This is a genomic window from Pseudarcicella hirudinis (genome assembly GCF_900115665.1).
GTDB classification, from domain to species: Bacteria; Bacteroidota; Bacteroidia; order Cytophagales; family Spirosomataceae; genus Pseudarcicella; species Pseudarcicella hirudinis.
In genome coordinates, this window is the sequence record NZ_FOXH01000001.1 from 121,398 (window position 1) to 145,725 (window position 24,328).

Annotated in this window: 19 protein-coding genes; 15 read left to right on the plus strand and 4 right to left on the minus strand. The window is 40.1% G+C overall.

Annotated elements, in window-relative coordinates; all coding sequences use genetic code 11:
- The first annotated feature begins 43 nt into the window (after positions 1–43).
- The 11 genes from BM179_RS00380 (at position 44) to BM179_RS00420 (ending at position 15,154) form a co-directional block, all read left to right on the plus strand.
- A complete protein-coding gene (locus BM179_RS00380) occupies positions 44–3,106 on the plus strand; it encodes a SusC/RagA family TonB-linked outer membrane protein (RefSeq protein ID WP_092010454.1) in 3,063 nt (1,020 codons plus the stop codon).
- A gap of 42 nt (positions 3,107–3,148) precedes the next feature.
- On the plus strand, positions 3,149–4,663 hold the full coding sequence (locus tag BM179_RS00385) for a RagB/SusD family nutrient uptake outer membrane protein (RefSeq protein ID WP_092010457.1): 1,515 nt from the start codon (positions 3,149–3,151) through the stop codon (positions 4,661–4,663).
- 20 nt (positions 4,664–4,683) lie between these two features.
- Positions 4,684–6,279 carry an arylsulfatase gene (locus BM179_RS00390; protein ID WP_229632867.1) on the plus strand — a complete coding sequence of 532 codons (1,596 nt, stop codon included), beginning with the start codon at positions 4,684–4,686 and terminating at the stop codon, positions 6,277–6,279.
- Positions 6,280–6,346: 67 nt separating this feature from the next.
- Positions 6,347–6,511 carry a hypothetical protein gene (locus BM179_RS25150; RefSeq protein ID WP_177219261.1) on the plus strand — a complete coding sequence of 55 codons (165 nt, stop codon included), beginning with the start codon at positions 6,347–6,349 and terminating at the stop codon, positions 6,509–6,511.
- 4 nt (positions 6,512–6,515) lie between these two features.
- The gene (locus BM179_RS25655; protein WP_177219262.1) at positions 6,516–6,686 is read left to right on the plus strand and encodes a hypothetical protein; all 171 of its coding nucleotides are present in this window, start codon (positions 6,516–6,518) and stop codon (positions 6,684–6,686) included.
- A gap of 12 nt (positions 6,687–6,698) precedes the next feature.
- On the plus strand, positions 6,699–7,607 hold the full coding sequence (locus BM179_RS00395; RefSeq protein WP_092010460.1) for a sterol desaturase family protein: 909 nt from the start codon (positions 6,699–6,701) through the stop codon (positions 7,605–7,607).
- A gap of 156 nt (positions 7,608–7,763) precedes the next feature.
- Positions 7,764–8,480 carry a rhodanese-like domain-containing protein gene (locus BM179_RS00400; RefSeq protein WP_092010463.1) on the plus strand — a complete coding sequence of 239 codons (717 nt, stop codon included), beginning with the start codon at positions 7,764–7,766 and terminating at the stop codon, positions 8,478–8,480.
- A 285-nt stretch (positions 8,481–8,765) separates the two neighbouring features.
- Positions 8,766–11,912 carry a TonB-dependent receptor gene (locus BM179_RS00405; RefSeq protein WP_092010466.1) on the plus strand — a complete coding sequence of 1,049 codons (3,147 nt, stop codon included), beginning with the start codon at positions 8,766–8,768 and terminating at the stop codon, positions 11,910–11,912.
- 218 nt (positions 11,913–12,130) lie between these two features.
- A complete protein-coding gene (locus BM179_RS00410) occupies positions 12,131–13,510 on the plus strand; it encodes a cytochrome ubiquinol oxidase subunit I (protein ID WP_092010469.1) in 1,380 nt (459 codons plus the stop codon).
- Between the two features lie 53 nt (positions 13,511–13,563).
- Positions 13,564–14,598 (plus strand): cytochrome d ubiquinol oxidase subunit II, encoded by a 1,035-nt coding sequence (gene cydB / locus BM179_RS00415; RefSeq protein WP_092010472.1) that lies wholly within the window; start codon positions 13,564–13,566, stop codon positions 14,596–14,598.
- Between the two features lie 25 nt (positions 14,599–14,623).
- The gene (locus BM179_RS00420; protein ID WP_092010475.1) at positions 14,624–15,154 is read left to right on the plus strand and encodes a GNAT family N-acetyltransferase; all 531 of its coding nucleotides are present in this window, start codon (positions 14,624–14,626) and stop codon (positions 15,152–15,154) included.
- A 71-nt stretch (positions 15,155–15,225) separates the two neighbouring features.
- On the opposite strand, the gene BM179_RS00425 is transcribed toward BM179_RS00420, so the two are convergent.
- The 3 genes from BM179_RS00425 to BM179_RS00435 are packed head-to-tail and all read right to left on the minus strand — an operon-like array spanning position 15,226 to position 17,013.
- Entirely contained in the window at positions 15,226–15,576 is a 351-nt protein-coding gene (locus BM179_RS00425; protein ID WP_092010477.1) for a hypothetical protein, read from the minus strand.
- Positions 15,561–16,109 (minus strand): RDD family protein, encoded by a 549-nt coding sequence (locus tag BM179_RS00430; RefSeq protein WP_092010480.1) that lies wholly within the window; start codon positions 16,107–16,109, stop codon positions 15,561–15,563. Before BM179_RS00430 ends, BM179_RS00425 begins: the two co-directional genes overlap by 16 nt.
- Positions 16,110–16,167: 58 nt before the next feature.
- Positions 16,168–17,013, minus strand: a complete 846-nt coding sequence (locus BM179_RS00435) for a polysaccharide deacetylase family protein (RefSeq protein ID WP_092011927.1) — start codon at positions 17,011–17,013, stop codon at positions 16,168–16,170.
- Between the two features lie 259 nt (positions 17,014–17,272).
- Here BM179_RS00435 and BM179_RS00440 point away from each other — a divergent pair, with 259 nt between their 5' ends.
- Complete coding sequence (locus tag BM179_RS00440) at positions 17,273–17,770, plus strand: DinB family protein (protein ID WP_092010483.1); 498 nt, start codon at positions 17,273–17,275, stop codon at positions 17,768–17,770.
- Between the two features lie 74 nt (positions 17,771–17,844).
- Here the strand turns inward: BM179_RS00440 and mgtE are convergent, their stop codons facing one another.
- Positions 17,845–19,212, minus strand: coding sequence for a magnesium transporter (gene mgtE / locus BM179_RS00445; RefSeq protein WP_092010486.1), 1,368 nt, complete (start codon positions 19,210–19,212; stop codon positions 17,845–17,847).
- Positions 19,213–19,504: 292 nt separating this feature from the next.
- On the opposite strand from mgtE, the gene BM179_RS00450 reads away from it, so the two are divergent.
- From BM179_RS00450 to BM179_RS00460, 3 genes are all read left to right on the plus strand, one after another.
- Positions 19,505–22,102 carry a phosphatidylglycerol lysyltransferase domain-containing protein gene (locus tag BM179_RS00450; RefSeq protein WP_092010489.1) on the plus strand — a complete coding sequence of 866 codons (2,598 nt, stop codon included), beginning with the start codon at positions 19,505–19,507 and terminating at the stop codon, positions 22,100–22,102.
- A gap of 4 nt (positions 22,103–22,106) precedes the next feature.
- Complete coding sequence (locus BM179_RS00455; RefSeq protein WP_092010492.1) at positions 22,107–23,510, plus strand: AcvB/VirJ family lysyl-phosphatidylglycerol hydrolase; 1,404 nt, start codon at positions 22,107–22,109, stop codon at positions 23,508–23,510.
- Positions 23,511–23,645: 135 nt separating this feature from the next.
- The gene (locus BM179_RS00460; protein ID WP_092010494.1) at positions 23,646–24,314 is read left to right on the plus strand and encodes a FadR/GntR family transcriptional regulator; all 669 of its coding nucleotides are present in this window, start codon (positions 23,646–23,648) and stop codon (positions 24,312–24,314) included.
- Positions 24,315–24,328 lie beyond the last annotated feature (14 nt).

Here is a 24,328-nt window from a genome sequence, read left to right on the forward strand (position 1 = left end):
TTTTTAAAATAATAAAATAGAAATACTATAGACTAAGTTTTTTATGAAGCGCAATTTACAATTCCTCATCATATTGCTTTTTACCCTGATCGTTTCGGAGAAAGGATTTGCTCAGCAATCCTCCACGATTACAGGTAAGGTAATTGATTCGAAAACCAAGGAGCCCATAATAGGAGCAGCGGTGGCAATCAAGGGTTCGCCTGGCGGAACACTTACAGATGTTAGTGGAAATTTTACTTTCAAATCCAATAAAAAGCCTCCTTTTACTGTATTAGCCACTTTCGTAGGATATAAAAAACAGGAAATTGAGGTATATGAACTGGAAACCCTGAAAATATCTCTGGTAGAATCCAAAGGTTTTAAATTGGATGAAGTGGTCGTGATTGGTTATGGAACTCAGAAAAGAAGTGACATCACAGGCTCAGTTGCTTCAGTTCCGATAGAAATAAAAAGCCAGCCGGTAAGCTCGGTCGAAAGACTATTGCAGGGAGCTATTGCCGGAGTGCAGGTTACACAGTCGACCGGACAACCAGGAGGTGGTGTGAGCGTACAGGTACGTGGGAGCGGCTCTATAACTGCCGGAACACAGCCTTTGTATGTGATAGATGGATTTCCTGTCTATAATGATGAATCACTAAACGATGCAGGCGTAACTGATGGCCCTAAAATTAACCCGCTTTCCTCAATTAATACCTCTGATATTGAGTCGATTGATGTTTTAAAAGATGCCTCTGCTACAGCCATTTACGGTTCAAGAGGAGCAAACGGGGTTGTAATTATTAATACCAAAAAAGGTACAGGAGGGAAGTCTTCAATCAATTACGATGGTTATTACGGGGTGCAGAGTGTAGTGAAAACGATTCCCTTGCTGACTGCGGGAGAATGGGGAGCCCTCAGAAACGATGCTTTGATTAACTCCGGAAAAGCCCCTCAATATTCAAAAGCCCAGTTAGATAGTCTTGGACAGGGAACAGACTGGCAATCAGCCGCTTTCAGAGAGGCAGCTATACAAAGTCACAGTATTTCAATTTTAACAGGCTCTGAGAAAACCAGACTGGCTATTTCAGGTAACTATTTCAAACAGGATGGCGTTATCCGGAATACAGGTTTTGAAAGATATTCAGGTCGTTTGAACGTTGAACACGATTATAGCAAAAAACTGAGATTATCTACCTATATCACAGCAAGTACTTCAAACGCTCAGGTAGCGCCTGCTTCGGTTGTTCCTAACCTTTTATTAATGTCTCCGGCTGTTCCGATTTATAACCCAGATGGCTCGTTCTTAATAAAAACACCGTTTGAAGGGACATATTCCAATCCGATTAACACCTTACTGAATCAGGTAAACGAGACAAGAACTAATCGTATATTGGCTAACGTTTCCGGAGAATACACCATTCTTGATGGCTTGGTGGCGAAAGTTCTGGTAGGTACAGACATCATCGACAACAAACAAAACCGCTATCGTCCTTCCACTGTTTATGAAAGTGCAGGTTTAGGAGGAATTGCACAGGTTGGCTCGATATTTACGAGTAACTGGCTCAATGAAAATACATTGAGTTATACCAAAAACATCAATAATATTCATAATTTCAATGCAATAATCGGTTTTACCCAGCAATCCTCTGTTACGCAGGGATCTGTTGCTGCTGCGGCAGGATTTGCAACAGATGCATTCAGTTTCAATAACCTGGGAGCAGGGATTACTTCTCAGACACCTTCTTCGCTTTCCAGTAAATGGGCATTGGAATCATTTCTGGCGAGGGTAAATTATGGTTACAACGACAAATATTTACTTACCCTGACAGTCCGTTCAGATGGTTCTTCACGCTTTGGAAGTGGGAATAAATGGGGAACGTTCCCTTCAGCAGCCTTTGCCTGGAATGCCGGAGAAGAGGAATTTATCAAAAACATTGCGACAATCACGCATTTGAAATTTAGATTAAGCGGTGGTCTGACAGGAAACCAGCAGATTCCGACTTACCAGTCCCTTTCGCAATTAGGTTTTTACAGGTATAATTTCGGAAATACGAATGTTTCAGGTTTTGCGCCGAATACGATTGCCAATCCGAACCTGAGCTGGGAAAAAACTGCGCAATATGATTTTGGGATAGATCTGGGCCTGTTTAAAAACCGGGTAAACATTGTTGCAGATATCTATTATAAAAAAACCACCGATTTACTCCTGAATGTCACCTTGCCTGCAACCAGTGGTTTGCTGAATTTTACAACACTACAGGCGCAGGCTTATCAGAATATCGGAGCCGTTGAAAACAAAGGAATTGAGTTGGCGGTAAGTTCAAAAAACCTGATCGGAAAATTTAAATGGAATTCCAACCTGATTTTTGCCATCAACAGAAACCAGGTGCTGAGCCTTGGAGATGGTGTTTCTCAGTTGATTCCTGATAACTCCCTTCCTTCCATCGCAGCAGTCGGACAGCCTTTGGGTTCATTCATCGTGTACCAGACAAACGGATTAATTCCTGTCGGAACTCCTCCGGCAAAAGCGTTAACCCCTTCTCAGAACAAAGCAGCAGGTGGGCAGCAGTATGTCGACCAGAATAATGACGGGGTAATCACACAGGCAGGAGACAGAATCATTATTGCCAATCAGCCATCGTTTACAGCGGGTTTAACGAATACCTTCAACTACAAAGGGTTTGACCTGGCGGTGTTCTTTCAGGCCTCTTACGGAGGTAAAATCTATAACCAGAACAGAGCTACGCTGGAATTGGGTACCGGATACACCAATGCTACCAGAACACTTTTAAACCGTTACACTGAAACCAATACGAAAACGGACGTTCATAGTGCCTATCAGGATCCGGCTGCAACCATTTCTGACCGGTTTATTGAAGACGGTTCGTATCTGAGATTGAAAAATATCTCATTGGGTTATACTCTGCCTGAAAAGCTTTTGTCAAAAGCCAAAATCAAGACCATCAGATTTTATGTTTCGGCACAAAACCTCTGGACGCTTACCAATTATACAGGCTATGATCCTGAGGCCAGTTCAAACGGGCAATCTGCGATTAACAGTGGTGTAGACAATGGTGTGTATCCGAACAGCAAAACAATTTTGGGAGGTATCTCTCTCTCATTCTAAAGTATTTATTGAAAGATTTTTCGTAAAAAATTATATATTCTTATGAAACCATTAAAACATCTGGCTCTGATATTAGGCTTGGGACTTAGTGCAGGTTCCTGTGTTAACCTTAATGAAAGCCCTGAATCGTTCATTTCTTCAGAACAATTTTATAAAACCCAGGCGGATGCTCTTACCGCTGTAAATGCCGTATATTTTCTGCTAAATTCCGGAGGATCAACAGTCCAGACTCCTTACAATACTTTGTTTGCTACCGGAATGGATTTTATGTCTGACGACATTGATCCGGGACCAGGTGCAACCAACCCTGATGTACGTTCACAGTCAGTACTGAACCATTCATCTACAGGTTTGAGGGTTTTACAAATCTGGCAGCAGCACTATGCAGGTATTAAAAAAGCCAATGTAGCTATCGAAAAAATACCGGGAATTAATTTTGACCAGACTCTCAAAAACCGCCTGGTCGGGGAAGTTAAATTCTTGAGAGCATTATTTTATTTCAATCTGGTGCGTTTGTACGGAGATGTACCACTGATTTTGCAGGATCAGACTTCGATCAAAACCGCTGATTTACAGATTGCCAGAACTTCTGCAAAGGAGGTATATGCACAAATTGAAAAGGATCTGAATGAAGCTGTTCCCGTTCTTCTGAATACTTATAGCGGGGCAGATGCCGGAAGAGCTACTGCCGGAGCTGCGAAGTCTTTGCTATCGAAAGTCTATCTTACCCAGGAAAAATGGGCTGCAACCGTTGCCAAGGCAGAAGAGGTAATCAGCGGACCCTATGGCTATGACTTATTTGCTAATTATGCAGATGTATTTCTTCCGGCTACCAAAAACGGGAAAGAACATGTTTTCTCTGCTCAGTTTAAATCCAATTCTCTGGGACAGGGGAATAATCAGGCACCACGCTCAGCGCGACCAGGTGTGCCGGGTATGATCGGTTCTTTTGCAGATCAGGTGAGATTTTATACCAATGGAAATGATAAGTTTTTCAGTATTTATAAATTGTATTCTCCTAAAGATTTGCGGAAAACCAACGGGACTTTCGTGACAAAATACAAAGGTTCTGACGGAAAGTTTTATGCAACCTTAAATGCTCCCGGTGATTCAATACCCTTCCTGAATAAATATTGGGATCCCAACACTGTTTCAAACCTCAGTGAGTCGGCAGCGAATGTGCCAATTATCAGATTCTCAGAAGTTCTTCTGATTCATGCTGAAGCAGAAAATGAAGTAAATGGCCCGACTGCCAAAGCATATGCCTCCATAAACAGGGTAAGAAAAAGAGCCGGATTAGACAACCTGACACCGGGATTAAGTAAAGCGGCATTCAGAGATTCAGTTTATCTGGACCGAAGACTTGAATTGGTATGGGAAAATCAGCGATGGTTTGACTTAATCAGAGAAAAGGACGCCAACGGGAAAATCATTCTTGAAGCAGCTCTGAAAAAAGTGGGAAAAACCAATGTGACAGTACCCAAACATTTGTTATATCCTATTCCGCAGCAGGAAATCGATCTGAATAAATTACTGACACAAAATCCGGGTTGGTAAAACCTTTAAAAAATCGATCAATGACTTATAAAATGCCCTTTTCAGTAGTTTGCTCAGGCTTTTTTCTATTGATTTTAGTACAATTTAACCTTCCGGCGCAAAAGAAACCCGGCCAGAAACCTAATATCATTATCATTCTGGCCGATGATATGGGTTTTGCAGATCTGGGATGCTTTGGTTCAGAAATTGAAACCCCTAATCTTGATAAACTGGCCAAAGGCGGTTTAAGGTTAAGTCAGTTTTATAACAGCGGGAGATGCTGCCCTTCAAGAGCCTCATTGTTAACAGGTTTGTATCCCCATCAGGCGGGCGTCGGAGATATGGTACAGGACAAAGGCTCTCCGGCCTATCAGGGTTTTCTGAGTGAAAATAGTGCGACAATAGCACAATTGCTAAAGCTGGCAGGTTATAACACGATTGTTTCAGGTAAATGGCATGTAGGCCTGGTTCCTTCCGCTCTGGCAGCCAACAGGGGTTTTGATAAATCGTTTACTATGCAAAATAACGGTAGTAGTTATTTCAATTCTGAACCGCTTTACAATGACGGAAGAAAAGTGACTTTTTTACTGGATAATCAGGAAATAAAAAGACAGGATACTTCCCCTTATCTGACGCAGGCTATTACTGATTTTGCCATAAAATCACTGGACGAAATCCGGAATGATAAAAATCCTTTTTTTCTGTATCTGACTTATAATGCCCCGCATTGGCCGATTCAGGCACTTCCGGAAGATATTGCAAAATACAAAGGAAAATATCTGACAGGCTGGGATTCACTGAGAATCAGAAGATACCGGAGACTGATACAACTGGGTCTGATTAAAAAGGAGTGGCGTCTTTCTGAAAAATTTGAGAAAGTCCCGGACTGGAACGGACTATCAGATGCAGAAAAAGACAAATGGGATACCCGCATGGCGATTTATGCTGCAATGATCGACAGAATGGATTATAGCATAGGCCAAATCCTGCATAAACTCAGGGAACTAAAGAAAGATGAAAATACAATTATTTTCTTTCTGTCTGATAACGGCGGAAGTGCCGATGATGTGAAAAACTGGAATTATGTGACGCAAAAATCAGGTGAACCCGGTTCTGTAAATTCTATTGACAGTTATGAAAGTCCCTGGGGAAATGTGAGTAATACACCTTTTAAGCTGTTTAAAAAGAATACGCATGAAGGAGGAATTGCCTCTCCCTTTATCGCTTATTATCCCGAATTAATCAAAGCCGGAACGATTAATACTCAGGTGACTCATCTGATTGATATTTTACCAACCTGTCTGGAGCTTGCTGATGTGCCATATCCGAAGGAACTGAATGGAAAACAACTGAAACCTCTGGAGGGCTTTAGTTTACTCAATTTATTCAGGAATCAGCCCGGGAAGAAACACGAATCTCTTTGCTGGGAGCATGAAGGTAGCAGGGCTATCAGGAAAGGCGACTGGAAACTGGTGGCAGAAATTAACAGCCCCTGGGAATTGTATAACCTGAAAACAGATCGTTCTGAAACAAGGAACCTTGCAGAGAAATTTCCGGAGAAAGTAAAGGAATTGGCCAGAGAACATGAGGCCTGGTCTGCAAAAGTAGGCGTAGTTGACTGGAACAAGATCAAATAACAGGTTATCTCAGCAACTCAATCAAAGAAATTCAGAAAATCAATATAAACACTAAACAAATAAGAATATGGTTTTATCTGACCTTACCCTGCTGATTAAGAAAGTCATAGTAGGTATTCTGCTGGTAGTGATTCCGTTCGCTATACTCTGGACAGGAATCCACCTTATCACAAAAGTCCTGACTCCTGAGATCTCTGCTCATTCCGGTGTTCAGATTAATTCAAAAAAATAGCAATATGGAACATCATATCAAACAAAGAATTCTGAAAAATGCACTGTTAAGCCTTTTCATTTATGCGCTTCCTGTGATACTCATGTTTATTTCTTTTTACCTGTCGGGAGAAAAACCCTGGTTGAAAAAAGACCCGAATGCAAAACCTAAAACCACCAAACAATACAAATACTAAACAAAAACAGCTATGATAAAATTTATAGAAGCAGTATTCGAAAACCTCAATGGCTGGGGTTTGACTGCACTGACGCTGATTCTGGGCGTCGCAGAGTTTTCTCTGGGACTTTATGGCAAAAAATGGAATACCAATGAGAAATTGCTTGATATCGTCTGCTATACTTTGCCCAAACTGGTAATTACTCCGGTTATAACCTATTTCGGTTTGAAGTTTTTACCTTTTGCCTTGCCAAATGCAAAAAACATTTTCGACTGGGTGCCATTCATCTGGGGAGCATTGATTATTGCAATTTATGACGACCTGACTCAATACTGGTACCATCGTTTACACCATGAAATACCCTGGTTATGGCGTTTTCACAGAACACACCATTCTGCACCATACATGGGTATGGCAATGGCTTCCCGCCAGAATATAATTTATACCTTGTTCTTTTCTCAGACCTATTTAACGACGATTCTGGTATACCTGGGATTAGGATATCCGGCCTTGTTTGTGAAAGGACTAAAATCCCTTATTACAAAACTTGCCCATTCAAGTATCAAATGGGATAAGCCTTTCTATGAGATCAGATGGCTTCACCCGCTTGCCTGGGTTTTAGAAAGAACAATTTCAACCCCGGCAACGCATCACGCACATCATGCAGATACTTTTGATGATGGCGTAGGACACTATAAAGGTAATTTCGGGAACATGTTTTTCCTTTGGGACATTACTTTCGGAACGGCTCTGATTTCCCGTCAATATCCTGCTTCCTATGGGATAAAAAGTTATAAAGAGGAAGAATGGTATGCCCAGTTCCTGTGGCCAATCCTTAAATCTAAAAAAGAAGGAAGTGAGTTATCTCTCAATGGCCCGGAAGTAGAGGAAGAAGAGCCAGTTGCAGAAAATGAATACAGATCTGCGCTGGTTGGTTAACCCCAACTTAATGGCACGTATGTACTGGCAAAATTCGAAGGGGGGGCTTGGAAAATTAACAGCAAATACCCTTTGTAGTGCTTAAATGCCTTTTTATATCTGAATACATGCTTTGAATCCCTTAATTTTTAACAAAATATTCCCGAAAAACACGTAATGAAAACCAGAATAAACCTGATAATGGCCATCATATTGGCATTTACGACCCTGATAAAGGCACAAAATGAATCATCGGTTGTAAATCTGAGTGTATTTTCTGCGAAACTGTCTGCGCAGTCGAATGCTCAGATTATTGATGCCAGAAGTGCTGAAGAATTTGCCCTGAATCATATCAATGGTTCCCTCAATTTTAATCAGCAATTTGAAAACTACGAAAAGTCTGTTAAATCTCTGAAAACGGATCAGCCTGTTTTTATCTATTCAATCGGAAATGGAAGAAGTGTGAGTGTTGCCAATGATTTAAAAAGCAAAGGCTTTAAAGAAATATTGGTATTAGACGGAGGGATAGGCAGCTGGGTAGGAGGTGGTAAACCTTATTTTACTACCGCAAAAAAGGAACTGACCAGTTCGGAGTTTAAAAATGTATTAGCTTCTAACAAGCTGGTGCTGGTTGACATCGGTTCCTTATACTGCGGATCTTGTAAAAAGGTAAAACCTATCCTCGATTCACTCAGAAAAGAGAATGGTGCTGCTTTAAAGATTCTGGAAATTAACCTGGAAGATAGTCCGCAATTGATTTCATCTTTGAAAACGGTAACCTCATTTCCTTATCTGATCCTTTACAGACAGGGAGAAATTGTATTGAAAAGAAGTGGTCTGACAGATTTGAAACCTGAAATAGACAAAGCTATTGCACAGACAGGTGTAAGGTAGTCTTCTGCCATTTTTACCTCCCCGGATTTTCCTGTAAATCGGAATTTTATTCCTTTTTCAGATAAAATCCGGGGATTTTATATTCAAATTAATGATCAAAACAGTTAAGAAATTTTTATCATTCTATTATTAAATTTTTAAGCCAACTGTTTCATTTCTAAGAAACTGTTTTATTTTTGTGTAGAAACAATCCGAAAACCATTGGTATATGAACAAGCTCTGTTTATTGTCAATGGATTTTTTTTTGCATTCAAACTACTTTTTCACAATCTAAAACATGTATCTATGAAATCACTTTTCTCTTTAAACTCAATCCGGTATTTGACAGGATTATTATTGATTTGTACTTTTTCAATACAGGCACAGGTGACAACTTCCTCTATCAGTGGTCTGGTCTCTGATGAAAAAGGGGAAGTTTTACCGGGAGCCACAATTGTCGCAATACACATACCTTCCGGTTCGAAATATGGAACCCTTACGAGTTCTTCAGGTCGTTTTCACTTTCCCAATGTCAGGGTTGGAGGACCTTATCTGATACAGGCTACATTTGTCGGGTATAAAATCTCAAAGATAGAAGGCGTTGTGTTGAGTCTGGGACAGAAATTTATCCAGGATTTCAAACTAGTATCTGAAAATTCCCAATTGGAAGAAGTAACCGTTAAAGCAGATGCGTTAATGAATAACCAGCGAACGGGAGCTGCCACAAATATTTCCAGTGAACAACTCCGGGCTTTGCCTACGATTACCCGTTCTGCCTCTGATTTTACAAGACTTACCCCTATGGCAGGAGATAATAACTCTTTCGGTGGCAGAAATGGTCAGTTTAATAACTTTTCTCTGGACGGAGCAATTTTTAATAACCCCTTTGGTCTGGATGCCGCTACTCCCGGAGGACAAACAGATGCCCAGCCGGTTTCGTTAGATGCTATTGATCAGATTCAGGTTTCTATTGCTCCTTATGATGTAACGCAGGCTGGTTTTACCGGAGCTTCGGTTAATGCTGTTACCAAATCCGGTACGAATAAATTTACAGGGGTAGCTTTTGGGTATTTTCGCAACCAGAGTATGACAGGAAGCTCAGTGGCCGGTTCTAAAATCTTTGTTCCGGATTTGAGTCAGGGACAATATGGTTTCAGCGTCGGAGGGCCGATTATCAAAGATAAATTATTCTTTTTTGCCAATATGGAAATTGAACGCCGTTCAGACCTGGGTTCAGGTTTTCTGGCCGCAAGCACAGATCGGTCTGGTTCCAATATCTCAAGAGTCCAGGCGGCTGACCTGCAATTAGTTTCCAAAACTTTATTTGATAAATTTGGTTATCAAACCGGGCCATATGAGAATTTTACCCATAAAACGGATAATACCAAAGCCATTTTTAAATTAGACTGGAACATTAGTGATAAACATAAACTGACGGCAACCTATAGCTTTCTGGATGCTTCAAAAGATAAACCTGCCAACCCTTCCGCACTGGGCCGCAGGGGACCTGATTTTCTGACCCTGCAATTTTATAACTCCGGCTACAGGATTAACAATAAATTGAATTCCTTGTTTTTAGAACTTAAATCTGCTTTTTCCAATAAGTATTCCAATAAATTACAGGCCGGGTATTCAACTTTCAATGATACCAGAGATCCTTTTTCTACGCCCTTTCCGATTGTCAACATTGATAAAGATGGGACACGTTATATCGTAGCGGGGCATGAGCCATTTTCCATTCACAATAAATTGGATCAGTATGTTTTCCAAATCAACGATAATTTCAACATTTATGCCGGAAACAACACCATTACTTTAGGCGGTTCCCTGGAGAAATTTTCCTTTGACAACTCTTTTAACCTTGGAGCTTATGCCGGCACATTTGGTCCGGATTATCCTTCTGTGCAGGATTTTGTCACTGCTGTTAATTCCGGTGCTTTAGACAAAGATGTGCAGGCTGCTATCAATACTTTCAAGGATAATAATGCGAAAAATACCTGGGCGCTGGCACAGACTGAGGTTGGCCAGCTGGCTTTTTACGGACAGGATGAAATTCAGTTGTCACCGAAATTTACTGTGACCATAGGATTGAGAATGGATAAACCGTTGTATTTCAATACCAAAGAGAAAATAGAGGAAAACATCAAACGAAATTGCTGTTACGATCCAAGTGTGCAATACTATGACGAAGGAGGTAACCCAGTCAAGTTTGATCACACGGTTTTACCGAAAGCAACGCCTTTGTTTTCTCCGAGAATCGGGTTTAATTATGACATAAAAGGAGATCGTTCCGAGCAAATCAGAGGTGGGTCGGGATTATTCACCGGACGTTTTCCTTTTGTGTGGATTGGGAACCAGGTGGCTAACCCTAATTCTTATTTCTATTGTGTTACTGATCCCAACTTCAAGTTTCCGCAAGTTTGGAGAAGTAATTTAGGTTATGACAAAAAACTGGCGAATGGCTGGATTTTGACCACTGACCTGATTTATACCAAGGATATTAATGCTATGATGGTGCGCAATTATGGTTTGAAACTGCCAACCGGAAAATTGACAGGAGCAGATACCAGGCCGGTTTATAAGGCAGATGAACATCCTACAAATGCCTATGTTTTCACCAATACAGATCTGGGTTATTCCTGGAATTGGACTATTCAGGCTCAGAAAACCTGGAAAAACGGAGTATATGTAAACATTGGATACAATTACCTGAATGCACAGGATGCGGCCTCAATTCAGGCAGAGATTTCTTCAGATGCTTACGATCGCAATCCTGCCAATCCGCTTCATACGAATACCCCTATTCTGGCACCCTCTGTATTTGGAAATCAGCATCGTTTTGTAGGAAGTGCTTCCAGGAAATTTGTTTATTCCAACTGGGCTACGACCATCTCTTTATTTGCACAATATGTAAAAGGCGGACGTTATTCTTATACTTATTCAGGTGATCTGAACAACGATGGTTCAGGTTTAAATGACCTGATGTTTATCCCGACCGATGCGCAGATTGATGCCATGAAATTCTCGGTAAATCAGTATGATCCGACTCCTGCTGCCACACAGATTGCCAATCAGAAGGCCGGACTGAAAGCCTATATTGCACAGGATGAATACCTTTCAGGACATCGCGGGCAAATTGCTGAAAAATATGGTAATACAAGTCCGTGGTACTCAAACTGGGATCTGAGCATTTTACAGGATTATATCCTGCCAAACAAAAATAAAATACAGATAAGTCTGAATATATTAAACATCGGAAACTTGATTAATTCCAAATGGGGTGTTCGTCAGGTTGCCTCAATAACCAGTCTGGTTCAGCCATTAGGTGTTACTGTTGATGGCAGCGGTGTGCCGACATATAGTTTTGATACGGCACAGAAATCTACTTTTTATTATGATAACGGATTAGTTTCCCGCTGGCAGGCTCAGCTGGGTTTAAGGTACATTTTCTAGCAGGAGAATATCAGATTTTTCAGAGGAGCAGTGGTGTTATTCCGCTGCTCCTTTTTTCATTTGAAAGGGTAATCGCAAACGGCTTATTACTATTCATTGATATTTTTGTAAAATGGAACAGAATTAAAATACTTTCCGATAATTTGTTGAAAAATACCTGCAGGCAATGCATTTTGTTAGTTTCTTTGTCGTGTAAATCTCAAACACACTTCTCACTTATGAATACTGAAATCCTTTCCCGCATTCAGTTTGCCTTTACAATAGCCTTTCATTACATCTATCCGCCTCTTAGCATTGGCCTGGGCATTGTGCTTGTCATTATGGAAGGAATGTATCTGAAAACCGGAAAAATAATTTATGAGCAAATGACCAGGTTCTGGATCAGAATATTTGCCTTAATTTTCGGGATTGGTGTAGCAACCGGAATTGTGATGGAATTTGAGTTCGGGACTAACTGGGCTGTGTATTCGAGATATGTTGGTGATGTTTTTGGAAGTGCGCTGGCGGCAGAAGGCATTTTTGCTTTCGCATTAGAGTCAGGATTCTTAGGAATACTGATTTTTGGCTGGAACCGGGTAAGCAGCAGGGTACATTTCTTCTCCACGATTATGGTAGCCCTGGGTTCTATGTTTTCTGCCATTTGGATTGTAGTAGCAAATTCCTGGCAGCAGACCCCGGCAGGTTTCAGAATAGAGGGAGAGGGGCTGAAAGCCAGAGCAGTTATCACTGATTTCTGGGAGATGGTCTTCAACCCTTCAAGTATGGACAGGCTTTCTCACGCAATTATCGGTTCATTTTTAGCAGGCTCTTTTCTGGTTTTAAGCGTAAATGCCTATTATATTCTTCGTAAAAAACACCTTGAAATTGCCAAAGCAGGCTTTAAAATTGCCTTAACCGTGGCAACAGCAGCCTCCTTGCTTCAATTATTTACCGGACATCATTCGGCAGATGGGGTTGCTAAAAATCAGCCTGCCAAACTGGCTGCCTTTGAGGGACATTTTGATTCACTGGCGGTGGCAGATATGTACCTGCTAGGTTGGGTAGATGCAAAGAAACAGGAAGTTTCGGGGTTGAAAATCCCGGGAGGGCTGACTTTTCTGCTGCATCAGGATTTTAAGACTCCTGTGAAAGGGTTAAACGCAATTCCTGAAAAAGACCGGCCTACTGCGGTGAATTTCGTCTTCCAGATGTACCATATCATGATTTCAATTGGTATGATCCTCATTGGCCTTACTCTTCTGGCTTCTTTTCTGCTCTGGAAAGGAAAACTTTTCGAACAGCGATGGCTTTTGCATATCTTCGCCTGGGCAGTGTTATTGCCACAGATCGGTAATCAGGTAGGCTGGTATGCCGCTGAAGTTGGTCGCCAGCCCTGGGTGGTTTACGGACTTTTAAGAACCTCAGATGCTCTTTCTCAATCTTTGAGAGCCGAGCAGGTTGTTTTTTCCCTGATTCTCTTTACACTGGTTTATATATTATTGTTTTGCCTGTTTTTATATCTTTTGAATAAAAAAATCAAACACGGTCCTGTCGATACGCATATGCACATAGAGGAAGTTCCGGAATCTTCAAAAAGAGATAATCCGATTCTGGATTAGCGGTTTTTGGGCAACAGCAGAAAGATATTTAAACCAATAAAAGACAATTATTTATGGAAACAATATTTGGTTTACCCCTTCCGACACTTTGGTTTTTAGTGGTAGGAGGCGTTTTTAGTGGTTATGCTATCCTGGATGGTTTTGATTTGGGAGCTGGGGCATTGCACCTGTTTTTCAAGAAAGAAGAAAGCAGAAGGATTGCTTTGAATGCAATTGGCCCTGTTTGGGATGGAAATGAAGTCTGGTTGGTTATAGGAGGCGGAGCACTTTTTGCCGGATTTCCGGTGGTTTATGCTACAGTCTTCTCGGCATTTTATGAGCTTTTTATGGTTTTTCTGGTGATGCTGATTTTCAGGGCTATTTCTATAGAATTTCGTTCAAAAGAACCTATGATCTGGTGGAGAAAAATGTGGGATATCAGTTACAGTGTTTCCAGCATTATCATTGCACTTTCCCTGGGTCTGGTTCTGGGAAATATTATTCAGGGTTTTGCCATTGATAAAAATTATGTTTATCAAGGTACTTTTCTGGACTTTTTTAATCCTTATGCGATCCTGATTTCTGTGACCACACTGGCACTTTTTATGATGCACGGAGCGATTTATCTGGTGATGAAAACAGAAAACCGTCTTTATGCCAAACTGACTATTCTGGTAAAAAATACGACAATTTTCTTTGTAATGATGTTTGCGCTGACTTCTGTAACAACCTTGCTTTTTGTACCGCATATGGTGGCAAGGTATAAAGAAGTGCCTTATATGTTCGGATTTCCGGTATTGGCTATTCTTGCAGTTGCAAATATTACCCGCCAGATTTCGAAACGGAAATACAGAGCTGCTTTCTTCTCTTCAGCTATGGTTACGGCGATATTGATGGTGCTGGTTGCAGTGGGATTGTTTCCTAATATTGTACTTTCCACGATCGACCCGGATTTGCATATAACTGTATTCAATGGTGCCTCTACAGATAAATCACTGAAAATCATGCTTACTTTTGCTGCAATCGGAGTGCCGCTCGTGGGTGTTTATACCAGTTTTGTATTCTGGACTTTCAGAGGAAAAGTGAAATTGGATGAGACAAGTTATTGATTTTTCATAGTGAGGAGACAAACAGATGGACATTATTTTAGAAACACCAAGATTGCTGCTAAGAGAATTACAGCTTTCGGATGATACAGGAATGTTTGAATTGGATGCTGATCCGGAGGTTCACGAATTTCTGGGAAAAACACCTGTTTTGACCATAGAGGAAAGTCGGGAGGTAATACTGTTTATCAGAGAACAATACGTTTCAAACGGGGTAGGCAGCTGGGCTGTTATTGAAAAGGAAACCAATTCATTTGTAGGATGGGCAGGATTGAAACTGGTGAAAAATCCGGTAAATTCTCATAGTAATTTTTATGATTTAGGGTATAGATTTATCCGGAAATACTGGGGATTGGGTTATGCCACTGAAATTACCAAAGCAATTCTGACGTACGGATTTGAGGTATTGCAACTTCAGGAAATCTATGCCATGACAGAACATGGAAATTCCGGATCAGAGAAAGTACTGGAAAAATCCGGTTTTGTATTTCAGGAATCCTTTGAACTGGATGAGGTAGAACATCTTTGGTTTAAAAAGGAAACGGGTCAACACCAGTAAAAATAAAACACAGAATCTTATGAATTACAGGTATGGTTGTCCGGCCATACCAGTAATTCACTCCGGAAAAGCTATAAATCCTGCCCGATGGAAGAAGTCTGCATCTGCATATTACTGTCTGAACGATAAACCATCTTTATTTTTCCGGAAAAAGTTTTCTCAGGAAAAATTCCGTATATGATTGGAGTCACCATGCTTTTAAGTTCCTTCGCCTGACTGTCATCTTCCAGATAGTTCTTTTTCAGAAACAGGATAACAGATACGTATTTCAGATTCTTGTTTACTATTTTATCATACACTTTTACATCTGCTGTCAGATAGTCTCCGAGACTATCAGTAAGCACTTTTTCAGTGGCTTTGCTGCTTTGCAGGTTAAAAGAAGATTCAACATAGGTAATATTATTGTCTAAGGACTTTTGCAAAAAGTAAAAAGGGCTGGCAAAAGCAGCATAATCAGGTAAGCAAGTACTATGGCAAGTCCTGTTTTTATCAAATCGGGTTTGGGCTGATTGGTCTCCGGATCAAATAATGCCACTTTGGTACCGGCGACAATATCTCCCAAACGCCTTTCAGGGTTTATCACCACGAAAATGACTTCTATCGGCCAAATGATGCAAAAAATATTTCTGACCAGGCATCTGAAAGGAGAAGCAACTTCTCCGGTGACATTATTAACTACCTGCATTTTTGTTACCAGCTTTCCGACACTTCTGCCATTGATACTATCTTTACAAAGGTAAAGAGCAAAGCCCAAAAGGCTCAGAAACATGAATTTTCCGAAAAAATTGACCTGATTTTGTTCATGAGTTACCTCAAATGCTTTTGCAAAATTTACCACCATTCCGGGAACCGCAAAAATCATGGCGATCATGGTCATGATAAAATGATCCAGAATCATAGACCCGAGGCGCGCACCTGCCTCTACTTTCTGCTCTTTTACAAATACTAATGGCATAGGATGAATAGATTTTCTGATTTAAAAATAGAGTGTTATTTATGTTGGTACAAATATTTTAGTGTACTAAATCTTTATAACCGATTATTGAAATACCCTTTTGTCTGATGTATTCCTTTATTTTCGGATTTGTATACAGGTCAGTAACTCCCTGTCTGTCGCTGGCAACATTTTCATAGCCGATGTGATGAATTGCTTTAACCTCGTCATTATCGAATCCCGGATGGTCGACAAAGAGATACGTTTTGCCTTTTTCTAATTTGTCCAGCATCTTCATAAAGCTTTGCACTTTGTCGTCTGCCGTTTTGTTGGGCCCGACATATCCGATATAACTAACCTGATAATCAGCAAGGTCTATGTCTATTTTGTATTCTTTTGCCAGTTTTTTCGTCAGGTCTCTTACTTCAGTGGTAAGATTGGTGCAGTTCATATGCGAGGAAATATGACTGATCTGCGGGATTTTCCTGAGTGCCAGTTCAATCTGAGCACGAAACTCTTTCTCAATATCCTGAATTTTCCAGTCATTTTCGCTGATTGACAAACGGGGATAGTTTTTGTTTGGGAAAACCATTGGGTAGAAATACCCGTCTTTGTCTCTTAAACTCGGACAATCTGATACGGGTCTCCATTTTATATTATCCCATTCGCTGGTGATAGCCAGGTGAATCCCGACATCAATTCCCGGATTTTTTTCCAGCATTTTTACTGCTTCCGGAAACCAGGGAGAAGGCACAATTACTTCGATAGAGCTTTCTATCCCCTCCTTAAAAGATTTAATAATTGCTTCATTTCCTGCATGAGAATAACCCATGTCATCTCCCCGGACAATTAATCTCGGAGACTGAGCCAGTGCCGAATTTACAGTAATGATTAATAGGAGGAGTAATCCGTTTATTTTCTTCATAGCTGGTTTGGTTTTAACATTACATGTGGAAATAATTGCCTGCAATTTAAAGGAAAACATGAATATTTTTTGTCTTCATTAGCCTGTAAACCGGAAATAATAAATTTTGCAGAAAACGGACTTTTTGCTGATTAATAAGAATGAATAAAACAGGCTTCAGACTTCAGGTAAAATTCTGTAAAAAGCTGAAACACTGCTGACATACTGCTGTCATATCCGGCTGTTTACTTTGTATCGTCAAACAAAAAAACTTACAGCTATGGCAATGATTCCTTTATTAGTCAAAGAAATGGAGCAGGAAGCTCAGACTACCAGAAAGATGCTCTCAATTATTCCAAACGATAAATTCGATTGGCGTCCTCATCCTAAAAGTATGACCATCCGTAGTTTATCAACGCATATTGCGGAACTACCAACCATGATTACTCTGGCTGTTACCACAGATGTTCTTGATTTTGGCGGGGGAGATTTTAAACAGGAGGTTTTAAATAACAGAGAAGAGGTATTGTCATTTTTCGAAAAAGCGCTGGAAGACAGCAAGGCTCAGCTTTCTGTTACGCCTGAAGAAAGACTTGAAGAAGAATGGACGATGAGAAACGGAGACGAGATTTATTTCACGATGACAAAAGCTGAGGTAATCCGCATGATTTTCTGTCAGATTGTTCACCATAGAGCTCAATTGGGGGTATTTCTTCGTTTACTGGATATTCCTATTCCGGGAAGTTATGGACCGAGTGCTGATGAAATGGGTTTATAATTTTAAAAAAGGGCTTTTCCGGAAGAGAGAAGCCCTTTGATATTTGGGGTAAAATCAATTATTCCACATTCTTTTTACAGTAACGTTCCTTTAAAAAATAGAAATGCTATGCTAAAATAGATAATCAATCCTGTTACATCTACAAGGGTTGCTACAAAAGGAGCAGAAGAAGTGGCAGGGTCGGCCCCAGCTTTTTTCAGAATTAATGGCAGCATTGAACCCGAAATAGTGCCCCATAAAACAACACCTACCAGAGAGAACATTACTGTAAAAGCGACCAGTAACCAATGTGCCCCGTAAATATTGCTGAATAAAGTCCAGGCAGCAATTCTGATAAATCCGATTATTCCTAAAACCATTCCCAGGAAGACTCCTGACATAATTTCCCGGCGCATGACTTTCCACCAGTCTTTCAGCGTAATTTCTCCCAGTGCCATTGCTCTGATAATCAGCGTTGACGCCTGTGATCCTGAATTTCCACCACTTGAAATAATCAGTGGAACGAACAGTGCCAATACCACCGCTTTAGAGATTTCATCTTCAAAATACCCCATAGCAGTTGCCGTAAGCATTTCTCCGATAAATAGAACGATAAGCCAGCCTGCTCTTTTTTTCATCAGTTCAAGAAAAGGCGTTTGCATGTAGGGTTCATCCAAAACTTCTGTACCCCCGATTTTATGAATGTCTTCCGTATCTTCCTTCTCTGCCAGACGCAACACATCATCTATCGTTACAATTCCCAGCAGAATGCCGTTTGCATCTGTTACAGGAAGGGCAAATCGGTTGTTTTTCCGGAAAATACTGATCGCAACCTCCTCATCATCAGTTACAAGCAGATTGAGAAAACGATTGTCCATAATATCAGAAATCTTTTTGGAAGGATGCACAAAAAGAATTTCCCTGATTCTTACATCATCTATAAGCTTCCCGGTCTCATCAATTACATAAATGACATTCACAGTTTCTGAATCATTCCCGTTTTCGCGTACATAGTTCAGCGTTTCCAGAATAGTCCAGTCTTTTCTTACGGCGATATAATCCGGAGTCATCAATCTGCCGACACTTTGTTCGGGATATCCTAAGAGAGAAAGCGTAATTTTTCGTTCTTCCTCCGAAAGAAGTTTGATGAATTCCTTTACAGTATGTCCGGGCATTTCTTCCAGAAATGCGGTCCTGTCATCAGGAGGTAAATCATTTAAAAGCCGGGCAACTTTTTCTCCGGGTAATTCCTTCAATAAAGTCTGCTGAGCTTTAAAATCCAGGAATTTGAAAGTTTTCAAGGCCAAAGGAGGATAAAGTGTATCAAAAACAGTAGTCTGGTGCTGATGCGGTAGTTTTTCAATAGAATCTACCAGGTCATTGAGATTCAATGAATTAGTGTAATCAGTTAATTGAAGCTGGTCATTCTCAGAGATAAGATATTTGAGCTGTTCCAATACCATAAGATCAAAATTTTAGGTTCTCAGATTAAAGATTCTTACCTTAAATATATTCTTTTTACAGCCATCGGGCTTGAAAGAAACAAGTTGAAATAATCTGTGAACGGGTTGAGTTTTTATTAATTTAAAGAGATAATCATCGATTTGAACCGGAAAATAATCAAAGGTTTAATCCTTTTACTATATTTCTGCATCATAGTCAAAGAAAGGAAAATGAAAGCTAAAAACCGCTTGAATTTTGCTAAATTATTGTGAATTTTTTAAATTGGAGTATTTACTCAGAACCTTGAATTATATGATTGATAAACTGAAATTAGCTTCTGTCAGAGATTTTGTCTGGGAATATAAATATAATTTTCTTCAGGTTATACTTACAGGTTTCTTTATAAGTGCCGCGATTTTTTTCTTCAAGCATGAAGGCGATGAATTAGTGCAGATCAAGTCTCTTCTCAAAAATGTCGACGGGGTCTGGCTTTTAGCCGGTATTGCTATTTCTGGCTTGTATATCAGTTTACAATCGCTGATGTATGTATTCAGTTTTAAATCGGTAGAGGCATCCGTCTCATTTCTCTCCGCTCTGAATTTATTTCTGAAAAGAAATTTTGTCAGTGTTTTTCTTCCCGCAGGAGGGATTGCATCTTTATTGTTTTTTACTAAAAATCTTGAAAATCAGCGTATCGACAAGGCTAAAATTCATTTTGCTTCTGCCATTTATGCCTTTGTCGGGCTGTTATCTGTATTACTGGTGGGTGTTCCTGTGCTGGGTTATGTGTTTGTAGCTCAGGGACTTTCGAATAACGATGTGTTAAGCCTTGCAGGATTGCTTTTATTGGTGGGTTTACTATTCTGGGTTTATATTTCATTGAAAAACAGAGGAATTGTTTATGGATTAGCCAGAAGGTTTTATCCGGATTTTGACCTGATTTCTATGGGTTACCGGGAACAGCGTATTTCCCAACGGCAATTTCTGTACGTAGTACTATGTTCGGTTCTGATTGAATTTTTAGGGATTCTGCACCTGATTGTTGCCATGAAAGCCTTTCATCTGGAACTTTCCCTTACAGGAGCTTCCGTGGCTTATATCATTTCGGTGATTTTCCTGATTATTTCACCATTATTGAGGGGACTGGGAGCAATAGAAGTTTCTATGACCCTGGTTCTGGGCCGTTATGGTTTTTCGGTATTACAGGCAGTAGCTATTACTTTATTGTATCGTCTTTTTGAATTCTGGCTGCCACTTGTGGCGGGGATATTCAGTTTTTTGTTTGTCAGAAACAATGTCATTCTGCGTTTGATTCCACCTTTTCTGATTGTATTACTCGGGCTAATCAATATCTTGTCTGTACTTACTCCGGCTATTCAGCTTCGCCTGGATTTACTGCTTGATTACCTTCCGGTTGAAGCCATCAATACTGCTAACTACCTGGTTTTTGTAGCAGGAGTTTTTCTGATAATTATCGGAATTTTTCTGGCAAAAGGACTTAAAGCAGCATGGTATGTTGCCTTAATTTTATCAGTTATTTCACTGGTTGGCCACCTGACGAAAGCAATTGATTATGAAGAGGCAATTTTAGCCTTTTTTGTGATTTTATCACTGATTTATACCCGCAGACTTTATTATATAAAAAGCCAGTGGAAATATATCAGAATCGGAATTATGACTGCTGTTTTTGCCATGGCAACAGTAATGATTTTTGGTATAGGAGCCTTTTATTACCTTGATACGATCCATTTCTCCCAGGATTTTAGTCTGACGGAATCAGTTAAATATACCTTACTTTATTTTTTCCAGATCGGGAGTAATGAAATAAATCCTGAAACACTTTTTGCCAGAAATTTCATCTTTGTGGTAAGGGCTTTGGGCCTGACTTCCATGGCATTCCTGCTTTACACGCTCGTCAGACCCTATATTTTTAAAAGTCAGACCGGACAGGAGGATTTCGAAAAAGCAGTAAGTCTGAGAAATGAATATGGCAGCGGGCCTTTGGATTATTTCAAAACCTATTTTGATAAATTATTCTTTTTTCCGGCTGATATTCAGGGATTTATTTCATACAGAATCTCCGGAAACAGAGCAGTAGTACTGGAGGATCCCGTTTGTAAAGATCCGGCTGAAATGAAAAAGATGATCCTTCAATTTGATCAGTTTTGTCAACTCAACGGCATGAAGAGCTTTTATTACAGGGTAGGAGAGAGCAGTAAGAGTGTTTACGAAGAATTGGGAAAAAACAGTCTTTTGCTAGGTCAGGAAGCGGTTCTGGACATCACTGACTTTTCTGTGGCGACAAGCAAGAAAAATATCAGAAATGCCTATAACAAAGTAAATCAGGCCGGATTTGTTACCAGAATTTATGAAGCTCCGGTAAAAGACGGATTATTGCAGAAACTGAAAGCCGTTTCGGATGAATGGCTGGAAGATACAGAATATGATGAAATCGTATTTTCTCAGGGTCTTTTTGACAAAAATGAATTGAAAAATCAAACAATTCTGACCGTTGAAAGTCCGGATGAAAAAGTGGTTGCTTTTATTAATGTCATACCGGATTTTGTACCGGGAGAGGCTACTTATGATCTGATCCGGAAAACAAAAGATGCACCGAACGGAATTATGGATTATCTCATGATTTCGCTGTTTGAATACTTTAAATCAAAAAATTATAAAGCCGTTAATTTGGGGTTTGCTCCCATGACGGGCATTGAAAACCCGCAGAATTTACCGGAAAGAACCATCAAATTTGCAGCTGAAAATCTCAAACAGTTTGCCCGATACAAAGGCTTGCACGATTACAAAGATAAGTTTGCTCCGCTTTGGGTAAATAAATATCTGATTTATGATGATTATTTTGATTTGGTAGAAGCTCCTCAGGCTTTATCCAAAGTTATTAAACCTTAAGAATATGATGAAAAAACTGCTTCTTTGCCTCTTGATTTTTACTAATCTTGCCGCAAAATCCCAAAATGTAGTCAGCGACAGTATTTCTTACGATGTTTTCGGAAAAGTTTCGGTTTACAAAGGAAGCCAAACGCCTAAATCATTGATTCTTTTTATTTCAGGAGATGGGGGATGGAATTCAGGCGTGGTGGACATGGCAAAGGCTTTGGTTCCTTTAAATGCTATGGTGGCCGGTATTAATATTATCCATTACCTGAAAATGATAAAATCCTCTAAATCTGAATGTTATTACCCTGCTTCTGATTTTGAGAACCTTAGTCTGTTTCTGCAAAAAAAGTATAAATTTCCGCAATATGTAAAACCGGTATTAATTGGCTATTCCTCCGGTGCTACACTGGCATATGCTGCACTTGCGCAGGCTCCTGAGAATACTTTTGCCGGGGCAATCTCTCTGGGTTTTTGTCCTGATATTGAAATCGACAGACCTCTTTGCAAAGGTAATGGCCTGACCATGCATGTATTAAAACCAAAGAAAAGCTATTATATCGAAAAAGTGAAAAACCTTAGTGCTCCGTTTTTTGCCTTGCAGGGTACCGGAGATCAGGTATGTCCCTTTCAGGCTACCGAAGCCTACCTGAAAGATATGCCGAATGCCAATCTGGTGAAACTCACCCGGGTAGGCCATGGATTTGGCGTGCAAAAAAACTGGATGCCTCAGTTCAAAGCATCTTTCCAGACCATTTTAGCACACCAGAATCTTGTTTTTCATAAACCAGCCGAAAGCCTGCCAAAAGCATTGCCTGCAGGTTTGCCGATCATAATGAATCTTGCCGGAAACAGCAGTAATCCGGAGATGGCGTTTTTCATTTCAGGTGACGGAGGCTGGACGGATTTTGATGATAGTATTGCCAAAGAATTGGCCAGATCCGGGATCTCTTCGATAGGACTGGATGCACAGAAGTATTTCTGGAACCAGAAAACACCGGAACAGACAGCCGCAGATGTTTCGAAAATACTGAGCTATTATTCCAGGTTATGGAACAAAACTGAAATCAGAATGGTAGGTTATTCTTTCGGAGCAGATGTTATGCCGTTTATCGTTAGAAGACTTCCGGAAAATCTGAAAAGCCAGATGAAATCAGTTACCATGCTTTCTCCTTCTGAAACCAGCGATTTTGAGATACATGTGGCTGATATGCTGGGGATTGGCGGTTCTTCGAAAAGTTATAATGTTATCAGCGAAACAAAATCATTGAAAGAAGTGAAAACCGTTTGCGTATTCGGTGATAAAGAAGATTCTGCCACGGCGAAGAACTTTAAAACAGACGGTTTAGTCGTTAAATTTCTGGAAGGGAATCACCATTTTGACAAAAATTTCCCCAAAATCGTCAATATGATCAGAGAGTAATTGCAGCCTGCAAAACTTTATTTATTGAGCCTGTCCGCGGAGTCAGCAAACAGGCTCAATAAATTCTTTCAGAAAATGATATGATAATTAAAATCTTCCTGTTAGATTTGTAATCATCAGATGATAGGATGTATCATGACGGAATTACTTATTAAACGAAAATCTTTAGCGGAAGAATTAGCAGAAAAGCTTCAGGAACTTATTTCTGAAGGATTTTATGCCATTAATCAAAAGCTGCCGATAGAATCTGAGCTGATGAAAAGTTTTGGTGTGGGGCGCTCAACCGTGAGAGAAGCTATTAAAATTCTGGTAAATTCCGGTTATCTGAGGGTCCGGCAAGGCTTGGGGACTTTTGTAGAAGATCATTCGGGCATTAATGAACCTTTAACCCGGCGATTGAAAAGAGCTACTTCAGAAGATATGGATGAAGTAAGAGAGTTATTGGAAATGAAAATAGCTGAAAAGGCAGCGTTGAAAAGAACACAGGAAGATATTGAGAAAATCAGTTCTTTTCTGGAAAAAAGAGTAAAAGCCGCTCAGTATAATTTACTGGAAGAATGTGTGGAAGCAGATATTCAGTTTCATATCTCCATTGCTGAGGCTTCAAAAAATGATATTCTGGCCGATTTATATAAAACACTTTGTATCCGGCTTAAAAACATCTTCCTGACCCAGTTTTCAAATACTGAAGTTTTCATAAAGACAGAATCTTTACACCGTGACCTTTTAAACAGCATTATCGATCAGGATGCTAAAAGTGCCTGGCAGACTGTAGCTAAAATTACAGGCCATCTTTCGCAATAATTTTTTTTCACATA